The sequence below is a fragment of the Actinoplanes teichomyceticus ATCC 31121 genome (assembly GCF_003711105.1).
GTDB classification, from domain to species: domain Bacteria; phylum Actinomycetota; class Actinomycetes; order Mycobacteriales; family Micromonosporaceae; genus Actinoplanes; species Actinoplanes teichomyceticus.
On sequence record NZ_CP023865.1, the window covers coordinates 4,576,736 to 4,592,134 of the forward strand.

Below are 15,399 nucleotides of genomic sequence, written 5' to 3' on the forward strand. Positions count from 1 at the left end.
GCGGGTTACCCTGCGGGACACATCGATCCCCCGGAATGGTTGATCACGTGCCCGCACTGTTCACCGCCGCCCGGAGGCGACGCTGGTCGGCACCGCCCCTGATCATGGGGCTCGCCGTGCTGGGCGGGGCGGCCGGCTGCGACGACGCCGCGCCCGCACCGCGCGCGGTGTCGAGCGAGATTCGCGGTTTCGATTTCGGCGCCGCGGAATGGGTCGACGCGATGAGCGCGTCCACCGTCCAGCTGACCGGCGGCCGGGCCCGGCGCGCCCCCGCGGCGGCCTGGGGCGGGATGTCCTGGCAGATGCTGGGCCCGAGCGCCTACCTGGATCTGGACGCCGACGGTGACGAGGACGCCGCGGTCGGACTGCACAGCCACGGCGGCCAGATGTTCTCGTTCGCCTGGTACATCTGGCTGTGGCAGGACGGCCGGGCGGTGCAGGTGCGCCGGCCGATCGCCGAGACGTCGCGGTGCGCGGGCCCGATCGACTCGGTGACCGCCACACCGGCGGGTTTCCAGGTTCGCATGCTGATCACCGAGATGGGCCGGGACGACTGCGCGGGCGGCGGGTCGGTGCCGGTCACCTACGTGGTGGGCATCCGCGACGGCTGGCCGGTGCGGGTCGCGCCGGACTTCGGCCCGATCGAGACCTGCAATCCGCACGAGCTGACCGTGCCGCTGTCGCCCCCGTCGGCGGTGCAGCTGCGCACCGCGCCCGACGACGCGGCGCCGCCGATCGGGTCGCCCGCGCGGTACGCCACCGTGCTCACCACCGAACTGGCGGTCAGCCCCTACCTGAGCGCGCAGGAACGCGGCGACTGGCTGCTGGTGACCGCGGTGGCCGCCGGCGGCCACCGCCGGTGCGGGTGGGCCCGGGCGGATCAGGTACTGCCGGGCTAGGCCCGGTACCGGCTCCAGATCTCGACGAGATCGGCGGCCGGGCTGTCCGTGGTCACCACGCCGATCGTCTGTGCCTCCCGGTCGGTCCAGACCAGGGCGCGGTGCGTGGCACTCCACTGGAACACGTGCGTCCCGGACGGCGGCGTCCGCTCCGTTCCGACCGGGTGCTCCGCCGCCGGGGCGCTGAGGTAGCGCTGCGACACGCCGGCGAAACCGGCCCCTGGCCGGAACTCGGCGAACATCACGGTGAGGTTCCCGCCGTTGCCGCACGACAGGCTGTGGACGGGTGGCTCAGGCTCGGCACGCCGGGCCGGGAAGCTGCCGTTCAGCAGGGTGTCGCCGGAGCCGGTCCGGCAGGCGACCCATGCCGGGTACTGGTCCCATGGCTTGACGAAGTTCTTGAACTGCGGCGTGTCGGCCAGCTCGGTCGGCCGGCGGGGCAGGCCGGTCTGCGCGTCGCTGGCGCCCGCGCCGCTGCCGCGCCCGCCGGGCTGGTCGCCGGCCGCCTCGTCGAGCAGCGGAATCGTCACGGCGAGCGCCGCGGCCACCACGCCGATCACGGCGACCACCACGATCTCGGACCGGCGGCCACCGGCCGGATCGTCACGACCGGAGCCGTCGCCGGGAGAATCGCCCCGGGCAACGTCGCCGGAAGGACCGCCCCGGGTCGGACCGTCACCGGAAAGATCGCCTTGGGTCGGACCGTCACCGGGAGGATCGTCGCGGGCCGCGTCGTCGCCGTCCGGGACCGGTGGCCCGGCGGCGGCCGGGTGCGTTGCGGCGGCGGCCCGTACCGCCTCCCGGATCCGGTGGTCGACGGCGGCGGCGCCGATCAGCGCGGTGTGCCGCGCGCACGCCTCGGGATGCCGGCGCAGCGACACGGCGGCGATCGACGCCGCCTGCCCGGACTGCGCCGAGAGCCAGGCCCGCACGGCGCCCCCGGCATCCGCGGCGGCGCCGGCCGCGTCCAGGTGCAGCGCGCTGTCGACGGCGTCCTCCAGCAGGTCCCACTCGCCGAGGCCGGCGGCGTGCCCGGCGATCGTTAACAGCCAGGTCACCACCCGACGGCGGCGGGCCGGCGACGGCGCGGTGCCGGCGTACCAGGACGGGGCCGAGCGGACCACCTCCGCGGCGGTCGCCGGGTCGGCCGCGACCGCGGCCCGCACCCGGTCCGCCGGGAGGTCGACGACGCTGTCGAAGAATCGGGCGTGGTCGTCGCCCGCGTGGCCGGCCAGGCTGAACAGCTCGACCAGCGCGCTGCCGTCGCCGTCGCGGATCGCGCCGGTCAGGCGGGCGGCACGGGCGGCCGCCGGCTCCGGGTCGAACTCGGCGGCGATCAACGCCAACAACCCGTCGACGCCGTCGGGGCGGCGCGCCGGGTCGTGGGCGGTGGCGGCCTTCGCGATGATCCGCCACGGACCGGACGGCGGCAGCAGCGGAACGTTGGGCTGCGGGTCGCGGCCGGTGCAGGCCCAGCCCACGATCTGGCCGATGCTGAAGACGTCGGCCTGCGCGCCGGCCAGATGCGCGTTCACCGCGAGCTCGGGAGCGGCGAAGCCGGCCGTGCCGAACTCGCCGCCCACCCTGGTGCGCGCCGGATCGGTGGTGGTCCCGCGCGGGCGGCGGCCGAGGCCCCAGTCGGCGACCACCCACCGCCGGTCGAACCGCAGGATGTTGTCGGGTTTGAGGTCGCGGTGGATCCAGTCACGCCGGTGCGGCTCGCGCAGCGCGTCGCAGATGGCGGTGATCAGCTCACGCAACGACGCCGGATCGGCCGGCCCCGCGGCCAGCGTCCTGGCCGTGCCGCAGGCCAGCGGCATCACGAACCAGTCATGGGCGGGACTGGCGTCCAGCACCGGCATGACGTGCGGATGATCGCCGAAGAGCCGGGCCGCCTCGATCTCGCGGCGCATCCGGGCGAGCGAGTGCCGGTCGCGCAACGCGGCCTTCTTGAAAGCGACCCGGACACCGGTCGGCTTGTGCACGGCGCCGTGCACCGTGGCCTGGCCACCGCGCGCTATCGGCCGCGGGTCGAGCGCGTAGTCCCGGCGCGACCCGCGCCCGGCACGCCGGACCGCGTCGAGCCGGCTGCGCTCGTCCGCGCCGGACGGATGCACACTCGCCAAGCTGGATGATCCTTCCGGAAGGGGGGCGCCGAGCCAACCGCTGATTCTGCCAGCCGGGCATCGATCTCGGTTTCCGGCCGGTCCGGCCGCGACGCCGCGCCGTCCGCCCGGTACGGGTCAGCCGGCACGCAGCCGCAACCGGCTCGCACTCAACCGGCGGGCACGGCGACCGATGGGTCCCTCGCCAACGCCCTCGACCGCGAAGGAAACCCCATGCGCCTCGTGCCCTCGTCCCTGCGCCGCCGGGGCGGCCTGATCGTGGCCGGCGCCGTCGCGCTGGTCGTGGCGGCCGTCGCCGCGCTGACCCTGAACACCGGCACCGCGGCGGCCACCTGGAAGACGCTGGCCGGCACCCCGACCTGCGACTGCGTGCTGCGCGACAGCGCGAGCAACACCTACCGGGCGGTGTTCGGCTATGTCAGCACCGCCTCCTCGGCGGGCACCATCGCGGCCGGCGACAACAACCGGATCGAACTGATCGGGGGCAGTACCCGGCGGACCACGCACACGGTGACCACCCGTTTCGAGCCGGGCGTCCACAAGGGTACGTTCGCCACCGGCTGGATCAGCCGGGACACCACGGTGACCTGGCGGGTCGGCGGCAAGACGGTCGTCGCCGCCTGGACCAAGCCGACCTGCGGCAAGGATGTCAGCCTGCCGGCCGGCGGCAACGGCACCGGCCCGCTGGCCGCGCTGGTCGTGGCCGGCGCGGTGGCCGCGTTCGTGCTGTGGCGCAAGCGTCGCAGGGCCGCCTGAGCCATGATGATGCGCAGCGTACTCGCGATCGGGGCGCACCCGGACGACATCGAGCTCGGCTGCGGCGGCACCCTGGCCGCGCACCGGGCGGCCGGCGACGCGGTGACCATGCTGGTGGTGACCGGCGGGCAGAACGGTCCCGGGCCGGTCGGTGAGCGGCGCGCCGAGGCGGAGACGGCCGCCCGCAGCCTGGACTGCCTGCTGCTGTGGGGCCGCCTGCAGGACTGCGCGGTGCAGGCCGACGCGGCGACCATCGCGGTGATCGAGGACGCGATCCGGCAGACCGAGGCCGATGTGGTGTACGTGCACGCGCCGGACGACTCGCACCAGGACCACCGGGCGGTGGCCGCGGCGACCGTCTCCGCGGCCCGGCACAACCGGCGGGTGCTGCACTACCGCAGCCCGTCGACCACCCGGTTCGAGCCGTCGGTGTACGTCGACATCTCCGCCCACCTGGACCGCAAGCTGGCCGCGCTGGCCTGTCACCGCAGCCAGGTGGCGAGCTCGGCGATGGTCGACCCCGAGGTGGTGGCCGCCTCGGCACGGCACTTCGGCGCGCAGGCGCGGGTCCGGTTCGCCGAGGCGTTCGTGCCGTCCCGCTTCGTGTGGGATCTGTCGCCGCCGCCTCAGCTGCCGCCGGCTCTGGCCGACATGCCGGTGTACCAGGCCGCGTACCGAAGCCGGGGGGTGACATGAACGCCGGTGGCCGCCACCGCCCGCGCCGCGGTCCGCGGTCGCGGGAGAGCTACCGGCTCGCCCTGGCCGCGCACGGCGCGGTGTTCGTCGCGGCGCTGCTGCTGTTCGGCCTCGACCGGACGCTGGGCTGGCTGGCCACCGCCCTGAACCTGGTCTTTCTGATCTTCTTCTTCCGGCACCTCGGTTTCGCCGTGGCCGCCGCCCGGTGGGCCGAACGGGACCTGAACGCGCCGCTGGTCGGGGTGGAGGACTTCACCCCGACGGTGGCCGTGCTCGTCGCCTGCAAGGACGAGGAGCTGGTGGTGGACGGCATGGTGGCGGCGCTGCTGTCGCTCGACTACCCGGCGCACGCGCTGACCGTGGTGGTGGTCGACGACGCCTCCACCGACGGCACCGGCGCCCGGCTGGACGCCTGGGCCGCCGCCGACCCGCGCCTGCGGGTGCTGCACCGCGAGCCGGGCGCCGGCGGCGGCAAGTCCGGGGCGCTCAACGACGCGCTGGCGCTGACCGACTCGGAACTCGCGGTGGTCTTCGACGCCGACCACCAGCCGGAGCCGGACGTGCTGCGCCGCCTGGCCCGGCACTTCCGGGACCCGCGGGTCGGCGCGGTGATGGGCCGCTGCGTGGTACGCAACGGCGTCGAGTCGTCGCTGGCCTCCACGATCTTCGTCGACTACCTCTCCGGCTACCTGGTCAACGAGTACGGCCGGCAGGCGCTGTTCGAGCTGCCCGCGTACGGCGGGGCGAACTGCGCGGTGCGCACCTCGCTGATCCGGGCGCTGGGCGGCTGGAACCCGGACACCGTCACCGAGGACACCGACCTGACGCTGCGGCTGCTGCTGGACGGTCACCGGGTGCGCTACGACCCGTCGGCGGTCGACTTCGAGGAGGCGGTGCTGTCCTCGCGGCGCTTCTGGAAGCAGCGCTACCGGTGGGCGCGCGGACACCAGAAGTGCCTGCGCGACTACTGGCGGCCGATCCTGCGGACGCCGCACCTGAGCGTGACCGAGAAGGTCGAGACGATCCTGTTCCTGTGGGTGTACCACGTCCCGGTGCTGTGCGGGCTGGGCCTGCTGCTGATCGTGCTGCACGCGTTCGGCGTCGGGAACTCGTCGGCGATCCAGATGGTGTCGCTGTCCGCGCTGCTGTTCGCCGGGCCGTTCTGCGAGCTGGCGGTGGGTCTGGTGCTGGGCCGGGTGGAACGGCGCGCGGTGTGGACGCTGGTCGGCTTCATCCCGGCGTTCGGCATGTCGATCATGACGGCCACCAAGGCGTACTTCGAGGGCATGGCCGGCACCACGTACACCTGGTCGAAGACGGCCCGCTCCGGCGCGACGTCGGTGGTCGCGGCGCCCCGGCAGCTCGAGCCGGCCGGATGAGCACGCTGATCGCCGCGCGGCTGGACCGGACGCTGCACCGGGCGGCCGGTCGCCGGCCCGCCGGCGCGACCGTCCGCCGCCTGCGGCTGGTGATGATCGAGCTGGCCGGGGCGGTGGCCGGCTGCGTCGCCGGCTACCTGCTGCTGGTCGACCACGCCCGCCGGTTCGAGGTGGCGCTCGCCGCCGAGCTCGTCGACCTGCTCGGGGTGGACCGGATCTCCGGTGTGCTCGGCGACTCGTTCGTGGTCTTCGGCCCGCGGATGGAGCCGGTCGTCGCCGAGATGACCGGCTCCTGCACCATCCTCAGCAGCGTCCTGGCGCTGGCCGCGCTCGCCTGCGTGGCGTTGCGGCAGCGGCCCCAGGCGTTGCCCGGCCTGCTCGCCGCCAGCACCTTCGTGCTCGCCGCCAACCAGGTCCGCCTGGTGCTGTCCCTGCTGGCCGGCCGCTACCTCGCGGTGGACGCGCTGGTGTTCTTCCACGACTGGATCGGCGCGGCCATCAACTTCGCGTACACCCTCTTCGGATTGCTCATCATGATCGGACTGACCATGTACGACGCACAGCGCGCCGAGCAGGACCGCTCCGGGCGGCACACCGCCGACCGCCCCGCCGCCTGGGCCCAGCCCGGCCTGGGCCACCGGGTGCCCGTCGAGGCCGAAACGCGGGCGCCCCGGGTGCGGGTCGCCGCGTTCGTGCACCGCCGGGTGCTGCCCGAGGCGCTGTCGCGGCGCCTGGCCCGCCGCCGTGAGCAGCGGCGCGTCGACTACCGGGTGGGGCACGAGAACCCGCAGCGGCGCGCCGAGATCGTCCGCCGGCTGGCCGCCAAGGGCCTGGCCGTGCACACCGCCACGCTGCTCGCGGTCGCCTCCTACGAGACCGACCCGATGGTGCTGGACGCGCTCGCCGACGCGATCGCCGAACGCCAGTGGGAGCCGCTGCACTCCGCCGACGTGGTCGCCCTGCGCCTGTGGGCCCGCGCCTGGCTGATGCGCGCGCCGCACCGGCCGCGGCCCACCGGCCGGCTGATCGCCGTGACCGGCGCCGGCGGCCCGGCCGGCGTCGCCGTCATCCACGCCCTGCAGGCGGCCGGCGAGCAGGTGCTCGCGCTGGACGCCAACCCGGACGCCGTCGGCCTGCGCCTGGCCGCCCGCGCCGCCGTGCTGCCCCGCGCCGACCGGCCCGGATACGCCGACGCCCTGCTCGCCGTGATCGCCGAGCACCGCCCGGCGGCCCTGGTCTGCACGGTCGCCGAGGAGTACGCCGCGCTGACGCCGCTCACCGGCGCGCTCGCCGGGCTCGGCGTCCGGACCTGGCTGCCCGAGCACGCCGACCTCTGCCTGGACAAGGTCGCGTTCGCCACCACGCTGCACGCCGCCGGGGTGCCGCACCCGGTGACCGCCTGGACCGCCGAGGGCGCCCGCCGGGTGCCCGGCCCGTGGGTGGTCAAGCCGGCCCGTGGCCGCGGCAGCCGCGACGTCGTGCTCGTCGACGACCCGGGCGAGCTGGCGCACGCGCTCGCCACCGTGCCCGGCGCGATCGTGCAGACCCGGCTGAGCGGGCGGGAGTTCACCGCCGACGCGCTGGTCGACCGGGACGGCACGATGGTGGCCTGCGTGCCGCGGTGGCGCGAGGAGACCCGGGGCGGCATCTCGGTGCGGGGCACCACGTTCGCCTCGCCGGCGGTGACCGAGGTGGTGGCGGCGACCCTGCGCGCGGTGCGGCACACCGGCCCGGCCAACGTGCAGGGCTTCGTGGCCGACACCGGCGAGGTGACGATCGTCGAGGTGAACCCGCGGTTCTCCGGCGGGCTGCCGCTGACGCTCGCGGCCGGGGCGGACGTGGTGAACACGTACGTCCGGGGCATCCTGGAGCCGGAGGCGAAGCTGCCTTCCCTCGGCTTCCGCGACGGCCTGCGGATGACCCGGCACTTCGCCGAGGTGTTCTACCCGGCCACCGAGACCGCGGCCCCGGCCGGGGCGCCCGAGCTGGAGCCGGCCCGGTGAACCGCCGGATCCTCGTGCCGTTCGGCACCCGCCCCGAAGTGATCAAGCTGGCCCCGGTCGTGCACGCCCTGCGCGCCACCGGCCACCACGTCACCACCGTGGACACCGGCCAGCACCGGGACGCGGCGATGAGCACCGACGTGCAGCGCGCGCTGGGGCTGACCGCCGACGTGCGGCTCACCCCGCCCGCCGGCCCCAGCCTTCTGGCCGCGCTGCTCAGCGGCGCCACCGAGGTTCTCGCGGCGCACCCGGCCGACGTCGTGCTCGCGCTCGGCGACACCCACACGGTTCCGGCGTACGCGCTCGCCGCGCGCGGCGCCGGCGTGCCGTTCGCGCACCTGGAGGCCGGGCTGCGCAGCTTCAACCCGCGCAGCCTGGAGGAGGTCAACCGCCGGGTGGCCGCCGCCACCGCCCAGGTCCACTTCGCGCCGACCGCGCGCGCCGCGGCGTTCCTGGCCGGCGAGGGCGTCCCGGACGAGCGGATCTTCGTGGTCGGCAACCCGGTCGTCGACGCGCTGCGCGAGCGCGGGATCCGCCCGGCGCCGCCCGCCGGCCGGCACGGTGTGCTGGTCACCGCGCACCGCGCCGCCAACGTCGACGACCCGGCCCGGCTCGCGCGCCTGGTCCGGGTGGTCGGCCGGCTCGCCGCGATCGGCCCGGTCCGCTTCCCGGTCCACCCGCGCACCCGTGCCCGCCTGACCGAGCACGGCCTGCTGGACCGGCTGGCCGCACTGCCCGGCGTGCTCTGCCAGGACCCCCTGGGGTACGACGATCTGCTGCACGTCCTGGCGCACAGCCGCGTCGTGGTCACCGACTCCGGCGGGCTGCAGGAGGAGGCGGCGTACCTGGGCGTGCCCGTGGTGGTGCTGCGCCGCTCCACGCCGCGCTGGGAGGGCGTCGAGGCGGGCGCCGCCGTGCTCACCGGCATCGGCTCCGACGACGAGGCCGGCCGGGCGGTCGAGGCCGCGCACCGGCTCAGCGCTCCGCAGTCCCTGGCCCGGACCGCCCGGCTGCCCTGCCCGTACGGCGACGGCCACACCGGCGCCCGGATCGCCGGGCTGCTCGCCGACCCGGCGATGGACGCGCTGCTGGCCCTGGACGAGCCGGACTACACCGGCGGGCGGCTGCCGTGGGCGCGGTGACCGCGCTGCGCCGCCCACCGGCCGCCGTCGTCGTCGATCTCGACGACACGCTCTACCCGCAGGCGGCGTACCTGTACGGCGCGGCCCGGGCGGTGGGCCGCGCCGGCGCCGCCGCCGGCCTGGATCCGTTCCGGCTCGGCCGCGCGGTCCGCCGCCAGCTGATCGCCGGCTCGGACCGCGGCGGCACCATCGACCGGGCGCTGGCCGCCTACGGCCTGCCACCGGACCGCGCCGGCCGGCTGGTGCCCGCGCTGGTCGCGGCGTTCACCGCCTACCGGCCGCGGCGCCTGCCGCACTACCCCGGCGTGCCCGAGGCGCTCACCCGGCTGCGCGAACGCTACCGGCTGGTCTGCCTGACCGACGGCAACCCGGTGATCCAGCGCGCCAAGCTGGCCGCCACCGGGCTGTCCGGCTGGTTCGACGCCGTGGTCATCACCGACGAGCTGGGCGGCCGAGCCGCACGCAAGCCGGACCCGGGCGGCCTGCGGCACGCCGCCGGGCTGCTCGGCGTCGCGCCGCGGGAGCTCGTCGTGATCGGCGACCGGCCCGGCAAGGACGTGGCGGTCGCGGTGGCGCTGGGCGCGCGGTCGATCCGGGTCCGCACCGGCGAGTACGCGGCGGCCCCGGACGAGCCCGCGGCCACCGCCGTGGTCGCCGACCTGACCGCCGCGGCCGCCCTGCTCCTCTGCGGCCGGGGCGGCCCGGCGCGCTCGCGCTGGGGCGCGGACCGCGGCCGGGGTGCGGATCCGGCGACGCTGGGACCCGCGCCCCGGGGTGCCGGTCACCACCGAGACCGGCAGCACCGCGGCGATCGGCGTCAGCTGCCGAGGTCCTCCCCGTAGACCCGGGTCACCTTGAGGGCCAGCAGGACCCGGCGGTCGGCGACCATCGCGGAGCGGTACTCGTCCCAGTCCGGGTGCTCCCCCGCCGCCCGGCGGTAGTAGTCGACCAGGGCCTGCACCTCGGGGCCGTACGGGTCGTCGCCCGGGCCGATCAGGGTGGCGTCGCCGTCGGCGGTCGCCCAGGCCCGCCCGTCCGGCCGGGTCACCTCGATCGCGGCGCGCGGGTCGCGGCGCAGATTGGCGGTCTTGGCCCGGCCGTCGGTGACCGAGACGTAGATCGTCTCGGCGTCCCGGTCGTAGTAGGGCAGGATGGGAGACAGCTGCGGGCGTCCGTCCTTGCGCAGGGTGGCCAGGACACCGAGGCGGCTCTCCGCGAGCAGCGCCCGCGGATCGAATGCGGTCGTCATATCTGTCGCCAAGTTCCCGCCCGCGCCGGGTATTCCGGATCACCCGATCCGCCGGGCGGACGCACCGAGTGGAGGGAGCCGCCGTGGCCTGGTGGTGGCAGACGCTGCTGAGCATCGGCGCCGCGGTCCTGCTGATCTGGCTGGCGCTGCTGATCGCCCTGCTGGCCGCCAAGCCGGACCGGGAGCGGCTGAGCGAGGCGCTGCGACTGCTGCCGGACCTGTTGCGGCTGCTGCGCCGGCTCGCCGGCGACCGGACCCTGCCGGCGGGCGTACGGATCCGCCTGGGCCTGTTGCTGGCCTACCTGGCGCTCCCGTTCGACCTCATCCCCGATTTCGTCCCGGTCCTGGGCTACGCCGACGACGCGATCATCGTCACCGCGGTGCTGCGCTCCACCGTCCGGCGCGCCGGGCTCGACGCCGTCCGCCGGCACTGGCCCGGCACTGAGGCCGGCTTCGCCGCCCTCAGCCGGCTCACCGGCCTGGACCGCTGACCCCGGCGCCCGCTCCGCCGGTGTGCCGCGCGCCGCGGGGTTCGTCCCGGCCACGACGCGGGTAGAAGAAGCCGGAGCAGCGCAACCGGGGACACCGGTGGTCACCGGGCGTGGTGGCCCTCTGCGCTCCGGCCGGTGGTGGGGCGGCGCCGCCGTACCGGTAGCACGACCCGCTGCCGGCGGGGCGCGCCGAGCGGATATTTTGTGAGCGGGCTGTGCCGGTGAGGAGAAGATTCGTACGGTGAGCGACGTCTTCGCTGCGGACGCCGAGGTGGGCCGGGATCTGGCCGCGGTCGACTGGGGGCGCACCCCGGTCGGGTCGCCGGACGGATGGCCGCAGAGCCTGCGGACCGCGGTCAGCATCCTGCTGTCGTCCCGGTTCCCGATGTGGATGGCCTGGGGTCCGGATCTGACGTTCTTCTGCAACGACGCGTACCGCCGGGACACGCTGGGCCGTAAGTACCCGTGGGCGCTGGGCCGCTCGGCGCGCGAGGTGTGGGCGGAGATCTGGACCGACATCGGCCCGCGCATCCGCAACGTGCTCGACACCGGCCACGCCACCTGGGACGAGGGCCTGCTGCTGTTTCTGGAGCGCTCCGGTTACCCGGAGGAGAGCTACCACACGTTCTCCTACAGCCCGCTGCGCGACGACGACGGCGCCCTGGTCGGGATGCTCTGCGTGGTCAGCGAGGACACCCACCGGGTGATCGCCGAGCGGCGGATGGCGACGCTGCGCGACCTGGGATCCGACCCGAGCGTGATCCGCACCGAGCAGCAGACCCTGGCGTTCGCCAACGAGCAGCTGGGACGCAACCGGCGCGACCTGCCGTTCACGCTGACGTACCTGTTCGACGAGGACGGCGGGGCCCGGCTGCGTGCGGCGTCCGGCATCCCGGCCGGGCACCCGGCCGCTCCCGGGGTGCTCGGCGGCGACACGGTGTGGCCGGCGGCCGGCCCGGACGGTCCGGAGTCGCAGCTGGTCGACCTGGACGCCACCGGCCTGCCCACCGGGGACTGGCCGGAGCCGCCCCGGCAGGCGCTGCTGGTGCCGCTGCGGCGGCGAGGCGACGCCCCGTACGGCTTCCTGGTCGCCGCCCTCAACCGCTACCGGCCGGCCGACGAGGCGTACCGGGGCTTCATCGAGCTGGTTGCCGGTCACGTGGCGGCCGGGATCGCCAGCGCCCGCAGCTATCAGGCGCAGCAGCGGCGCGCCGAGGAGCTGGCCGAGCTGGACCGGGCCAAGACCACGTTCTTCTCCAACATCAGCCACGAGTTCCGTACCCCGCTCACGCTCATCCTGGGGCCACTGGACGAGCTGCGGTCCCGCCTCGACGGCGCCGACCCGCAGGTCCGCGACGAGCTGGACGTGATCCACCGCAACGGGCTGCGGCTGGGCAAGCTGGTCAACGCGCTGCTGGACTTCTCCCGCCTGGAGGCCGGCCGGATGCAGGCCCGCTTCGAGCCGGTCGACCTCTCCGCCGCCACCACCGAGCTGGCCAGCGTGTTCCGGTCCGCCGTGGAACGCGCCGGGCTGGCGTTCGCGGTGGACTGCCCGCCGCTGCCCGAGCCGGTGCTGGTGGACCGCGGCATGTGGGAGAAGGTGGTGCTCAACCTGCTGAGCAACGCGCTGAAGTTCACCTTCGACGGCTCCATCCGGGTGGCGGTGCACGCCGAGGACGGGCACGCGGTCGTCACCGTGGCCGACACCGGGATCGGGGTGGCCGCCGAGGAGATGCCCCGGCTGTTCGAGCGCTTCCACCGCATCGACAACGCCCGCTCCCGTTCGCACGAGGGCAGTGGCATCGGCCTGGCGATGGTCAAGGAGCTGGTCGGCCTGCACCACGGCACGGTGGAGGCGGACAGCAGCCCGGGCAAGGGCACCACGTTCACCGTCCGGCTGCCGTTCGGCGCCGCGCACCTGCCGCCCGGCGCGGTGGCCACGACCGGGTCGCGGGAGGCGCCCGCGGTCTCGGCCACCGCCGAGCCGTTCGTCGAGGAGGCCAACCGCTGGCTGCCCAGCGCCGCCGACGGCGGGACGCCGCTGGAGCCGAACCCGGCGATCGGCCGGCTCGCCGGGGCCACCGCCGACATCGTGGTGGCCGACGACAACGCCGACATGCGCGACTACCTGAGCCGGCTGCTGCGTTCGGCCGGGCACCGGGTCACCGCGGTCGGCGACGGCCGGCAGGCGCTCGACGCGGTCCGGGCCGCCGCCCCGGATCTGCTGGTCAGCGACGTGATGATGCCGCGCCTGAACGGGCTGGAGCTGCTCGCCGCGCTGCGCGGGGACACCCGCACGGCGGGGATCCCGGTGCTGATGCTGTCCGCCCGGGCCGGCGAGGAAGCCTCCATCGAAGGGCTGGAGGCGGGCGCCGACGACTACCTGTTCAAGCCGTTCTCGGCGGCCGAACTGCTGGCCCGGGTCCGCGCCAACGTGGAGCTCGCCCGGCTGCGCAACCACCACGCCCGCTGGCGTACGGCCCTGGTCGACTCGTTGCAGGAGGCGTTCTTCGTCTGCGACGAGGACGGCGCGGTCGTCGAGATCAACGCCGCGTTCACCGACATGATCGGCTACGGGCCGGAGGGTCTGCCGTACGCGCCGGTGCACCCGTGGTGGCCGGACAAGCAGGTCGAACCGGAGGCGTTCGCGCAGGTGGCGGCCGCCTTCGACATGCTGATGCAGGACCGGCGGGGCGGCTACACGGTCCCGGTCACCCACCGCGACGGGCACCGGCTGTGGGTGGCTGCCGCGTTCAACCGGGTGCGGGACCCGGAGACCGGGCGGCGCGTGGTGGTCGGCACGTTCCGCGACGTCACCGACGAGCACTACGCGATCCAGCGGGAGACCGCGCTGGCCGCGCTGAGCATGCGCCTGTCCGGGGCGGACCGCCTGGCCGACGCGCTCGCCGGGGCCCTGGACGAGCTGCGCGGGCTGTGGCAGGCGGGGTACGTGCTGGCCGCGGTCTTCGACGGCGCCGGGCCGCCCGCGCTCAGCGCCACCGAGGCCGGCCCGGGCTGGGACGAGCTGCCCGGGCAGCGCCGCGAGACGCTGCTCGCCCTGCGCGACACGCCGCTGCTCACCCCGGTCACCGAGCACACCGCCGGGGCCGGCATCGCGCTGGAGCACCCGGCCGGCACCATGGTGCTCTGGGTCGACCTGGGCAACCGGCGCCCGTTCACCGAGCAGGACCAGACGCTGCTGGCGCTGCTGGCCGGGCATCTCGGGCAGGGCCTGCGCCGGGTGCACCAGATCGACCAGCAACGCGAGACCGCCCTGGCCCTGCAGCGGGCGATTCTCGGCCCGGCGCGGCTGCCGGCCGGGTTCGCGGTGCGCTACGAACCGGCCACCCGGCCGTTGCGGGTCGGTGGCGACTGGTACGACACCGTCCCGCTGCCGGACGGCCGGATCGGGATCGTGGTCGGCGACTGCGTCGGTCACGGCCTGTCGGCGGCCACCGTGATGGGCCAGCTGCGCTCGGCGTGCCGCGCCCTGCTGCTGCGCGACAGCAGCCCGGCCCGGACGCTGGCGGCGCTCGACCGGTTCGCCGCGCTGCTGCCCGGCGCCAGTTGCGCGACCGTGTTCTGCGGGGTCCTCGACCCGGCGAACGGTCACCTGCGCTACTCGGCCGCCGGTCACCCGCCGCCCATCGTCGCGCTCGCCGACGGCGCCACCGCGCTGCTCGACCGGGGCCGGTCCCGGCCGATCGGGATCCGCCCCGACGAGCCGCGGCACGAGGCCGAGTACGACCTGCCGCCCCGTACCACCCTGATGCTCTACACCGACGGGCTGGTCGAGCGCCGCCGCCGGCCGCTGACCGCCGGGATCGAGCAGGCCGCCGCCGCGGTCCGCGCGGGCCGGCGGACACCGATCGACGAGCTGGCCACCGAGGTGATGGAGCGGCTCGCCCCGGCCGGCGGGTACGACGACGACGTGGCCCTGCTGCTGTACCGCCAGCCCGGCCCGCTGGAGATCGAGTTCCCGGCGGACGCCGCCCGGCTCTCCGGGATCCGCAGCGCCCTGCGCGGCTGGCTGGAGCGCTGCGGGGTGGACCCGGGCACCACCCAGAACGTGCTGGTCGCCGCCGGCGAGGCGTGCGCCAACGCCATCGAGCACGGCCACCGCGACCTGCGCGGCGGGCTGATCCGGTTGCGTGCCGCCGCGACCGCGGACAACGTGCGCCTGGTGATCGTCGACAGCGGGCGCTGGAAGGTTCCCCGGCCGGCGGACAATCCGCACCGCGGGCGCGGCATCATGCTGATGCGGGCCTTCATGGGCGAGGTCTCCATCACCACCGGCCAGACCGGGACCATCATCGACATGCAGACGAGGATCGCGTCATGACCACCGCGCTCACGCTGACCGCCGGCAACGGGCCCGGCGGTGTTCCGGTTCTCACCGCGGCCGGCGAGATCGACATGAGCAATGCGGAGTCCTTCGCGGCGGCGCTGAGCGCGGCCGTTCCGCCGGAGGGCGGCACGCTGGTCGTGGACCTCACCGGGGTGGAATATCTGGACAGCGCCGGGCTGGCCGCGCTGTTCCGCCACGCCGACCGGATCGAGGTGGTGGCCGGGCCGCTGCTGACCCCGCTGCTGTCCATCTCCGGTCTGGCGGACCTGACCACGGTGCGCGCCGGCTGACCGGGCCGCCGCCGCTGTTC

12 protein-coding genes are annotated in these 15,399 nt (G+C 75.4%); 10 read left to right on the plus strand and 2 right to left on the minus strand.

Annotated elements, in window-relative coordinates; translation table 11 throughout:
• Window positions 1-47 precede the first annotated feature (47 nt).
• Complete coding sequence (locus ACTEI_RS20225; RefSeq protein ID WP_122979080.1) at window positions 48-899, plus strand: hypothetical protein; 852 nt, start codon at window positions 48-50, stop codon at window positions 897-899.
• Here the strand turns inward: ACTEI_RS20225 and ACTEI_RS20230 are convergent.
• Window positions 896-3,016, minus strand: coding sequence for a protein kinase domain-containing protein (locus ACTEI_RS20230; protein ID WP_239082455.1), 2,121 nt, complete (start codon window positions 3,014-3,016; stop codon window positions 896-898). The two genes, ACTEI_RS20225 and ACTEI_RS20230, sit on opposite strands and share 4 nt — an antisense overlap.
• A gap of 222 nt (window positions 3,017-3,238) precedes the next feature.
• On the opposite strand from ACTEI_RS20230, the gene ACTEI_RS20235 reads away from it, so the two are divergent.
• From ACTEI_RS20235 to ACTEI_RS20260, 6 genes are read left to right on the plus strand one after another with little or no spacing between them, the layout of a single operon-like run.
• Window positions 3,239-3,781 (plus strand): hypothetical protein, encoded by a 543-nt coding sequence (locus ACTEI_RS20235; protein ID WP_122979082.1) that lies wholly within the window; start codon window positions 3,239-3,241, stop codon window positions 3,779-3,781.
• Between the two features lie 9 nt (window positions 3,782-3,790).
• Window positions 3,791-4,477, plus strand: a complete 687-nt coding sequence (locus tag ACTEI_RS20240) for a PIG-L deacetylase family protein (RefSeq protein WP_239082453.1) — start codon at window positions 3,791-3,793, stop codon at window positions 4,475-4,477.
• Window positions 4,474-5,856 (plus strand): glycosyltransferase family 2 protein, encoded by a 1,383-nt coding sequence (locus ACTEI_RS20245; protein WP_122979084.1) that lies wholly within the window; start codon window positions 4,474-4,476, stop codon window positions 5,854-5,856. The genes ACTEI_RS20240 and ACTEI_RS20245 overlap by 4 nt, the downstream gene beginning before the upstream one ends.
• Entirely contained in the window at window positions 5,853-7,859 is a 2,007-nt protein-coding gene (locus ACTEI_RS20250; RefSeq protein WP_122979085.1) for an ATP-grasp domain-containing protein, read from the plus strand. The genes ACTEI_RS20245 and ACTEI_RS20250 overlap by 4 nt, the downstream gene beginning before the upstream one ends.
• Window positions 7,856-9,001, plus strand: a complete 1,146-nt coding sequence (gene wecB, locus ACTEI_RS20255; protein ID WP_122979086.1) for a non-hydrolyzing UDP-N-acetylglucosamine 2-epimerase — start codon at window positions 7,856-7,858, stop codon at window positions 8,999-9,001. Before ACTEI_RS20250 ends, wecB begins: the two co-directional genes overlap by 4 nt.
• The gene (locus ACTEI_RS20260; protein WP_122982284.1) at window positions 8,998-9,843 is read left to right on the plus strand and encodes an HAD family hydrolase; all 846 of its coding nucleotides are present in this window, start codon (window positions 8,998-9,000) and stop codon (window positions 9,841-9,843) included. The genes wecB and ACTEI_RS20260 overlap by 4 nt, the downstream gene beginning before the upstream one ends.
• Here ACTEI_RS20260 and ACTEI_RS20265 read toward each other — a convergent pair.
• Complete coding sequence (locus tag ACTEI_RS20265; protein ID WP_122979087.1) at window positions 9,819-10,250, minus strand: PPOX class F420-dependent oxidoreductase; 432 nt, start codon at window positions 10,248-10,250, stop codon at window positions 9,819-9,821. The genes ACTEI_RS20260 and ACTEI_RS20265 overlap by 25 nt on opposite strands.
• Before the next feature lie 83 nt (window positions 10,251-10,333).
• Here ACTEI_RS20265 and ACTEI_RS20270 point away from each other — a divergent pair, with 83 nt between their 5' ends.
• From ACTEI_RS20270 to ACTEI_RS20280, 3 genes are all read left to right on the plus strand, one after another.
• Window positions 10,334-10,741 (plus strand): YkvA family protein, encoded by a 408-nt coding sequence (locus tag ACTEI_RS20270; RefSeq protein ID WP_203723696.1) that lies wholly within the window; start codon window positions 10,334-10,336, stop codon window positions 10,739-10,741.
• A 241-nt stretch (window positions 10,742-10,982) separates the two neighbouring features.
• Window positions 10,983-15,083: a SpoIIE family protein phosphatase gene (locus tag ACTEI_RS20275; RefSeq protein WP_187645956.1), complete on the plus strand. Its 4,101-nt coding sequence runs from the start codon at window positions 10,983-10,985 to the stop codon at window positions 15,081-15,083.
• Window positions 15,080-15,379 (plus strand): STAS domain-containing protein, encoded by a 300-nt coding sequence (locus ACTEI_RS20280; RefSeq protein ID WP_122979089.1) that lies wholly within the window; start codon window positions 15,080-15,082, stop codon window positions 15,377-15,379. The genes ACTEI_RS20275 and ACTEI_RS20280 overlap by 4 nt, the downstream gene beginning before the upstream one ends.
• The last annotated feature ends 20 nt before the right edge of the window (window positions 15,380-15,399 follow it).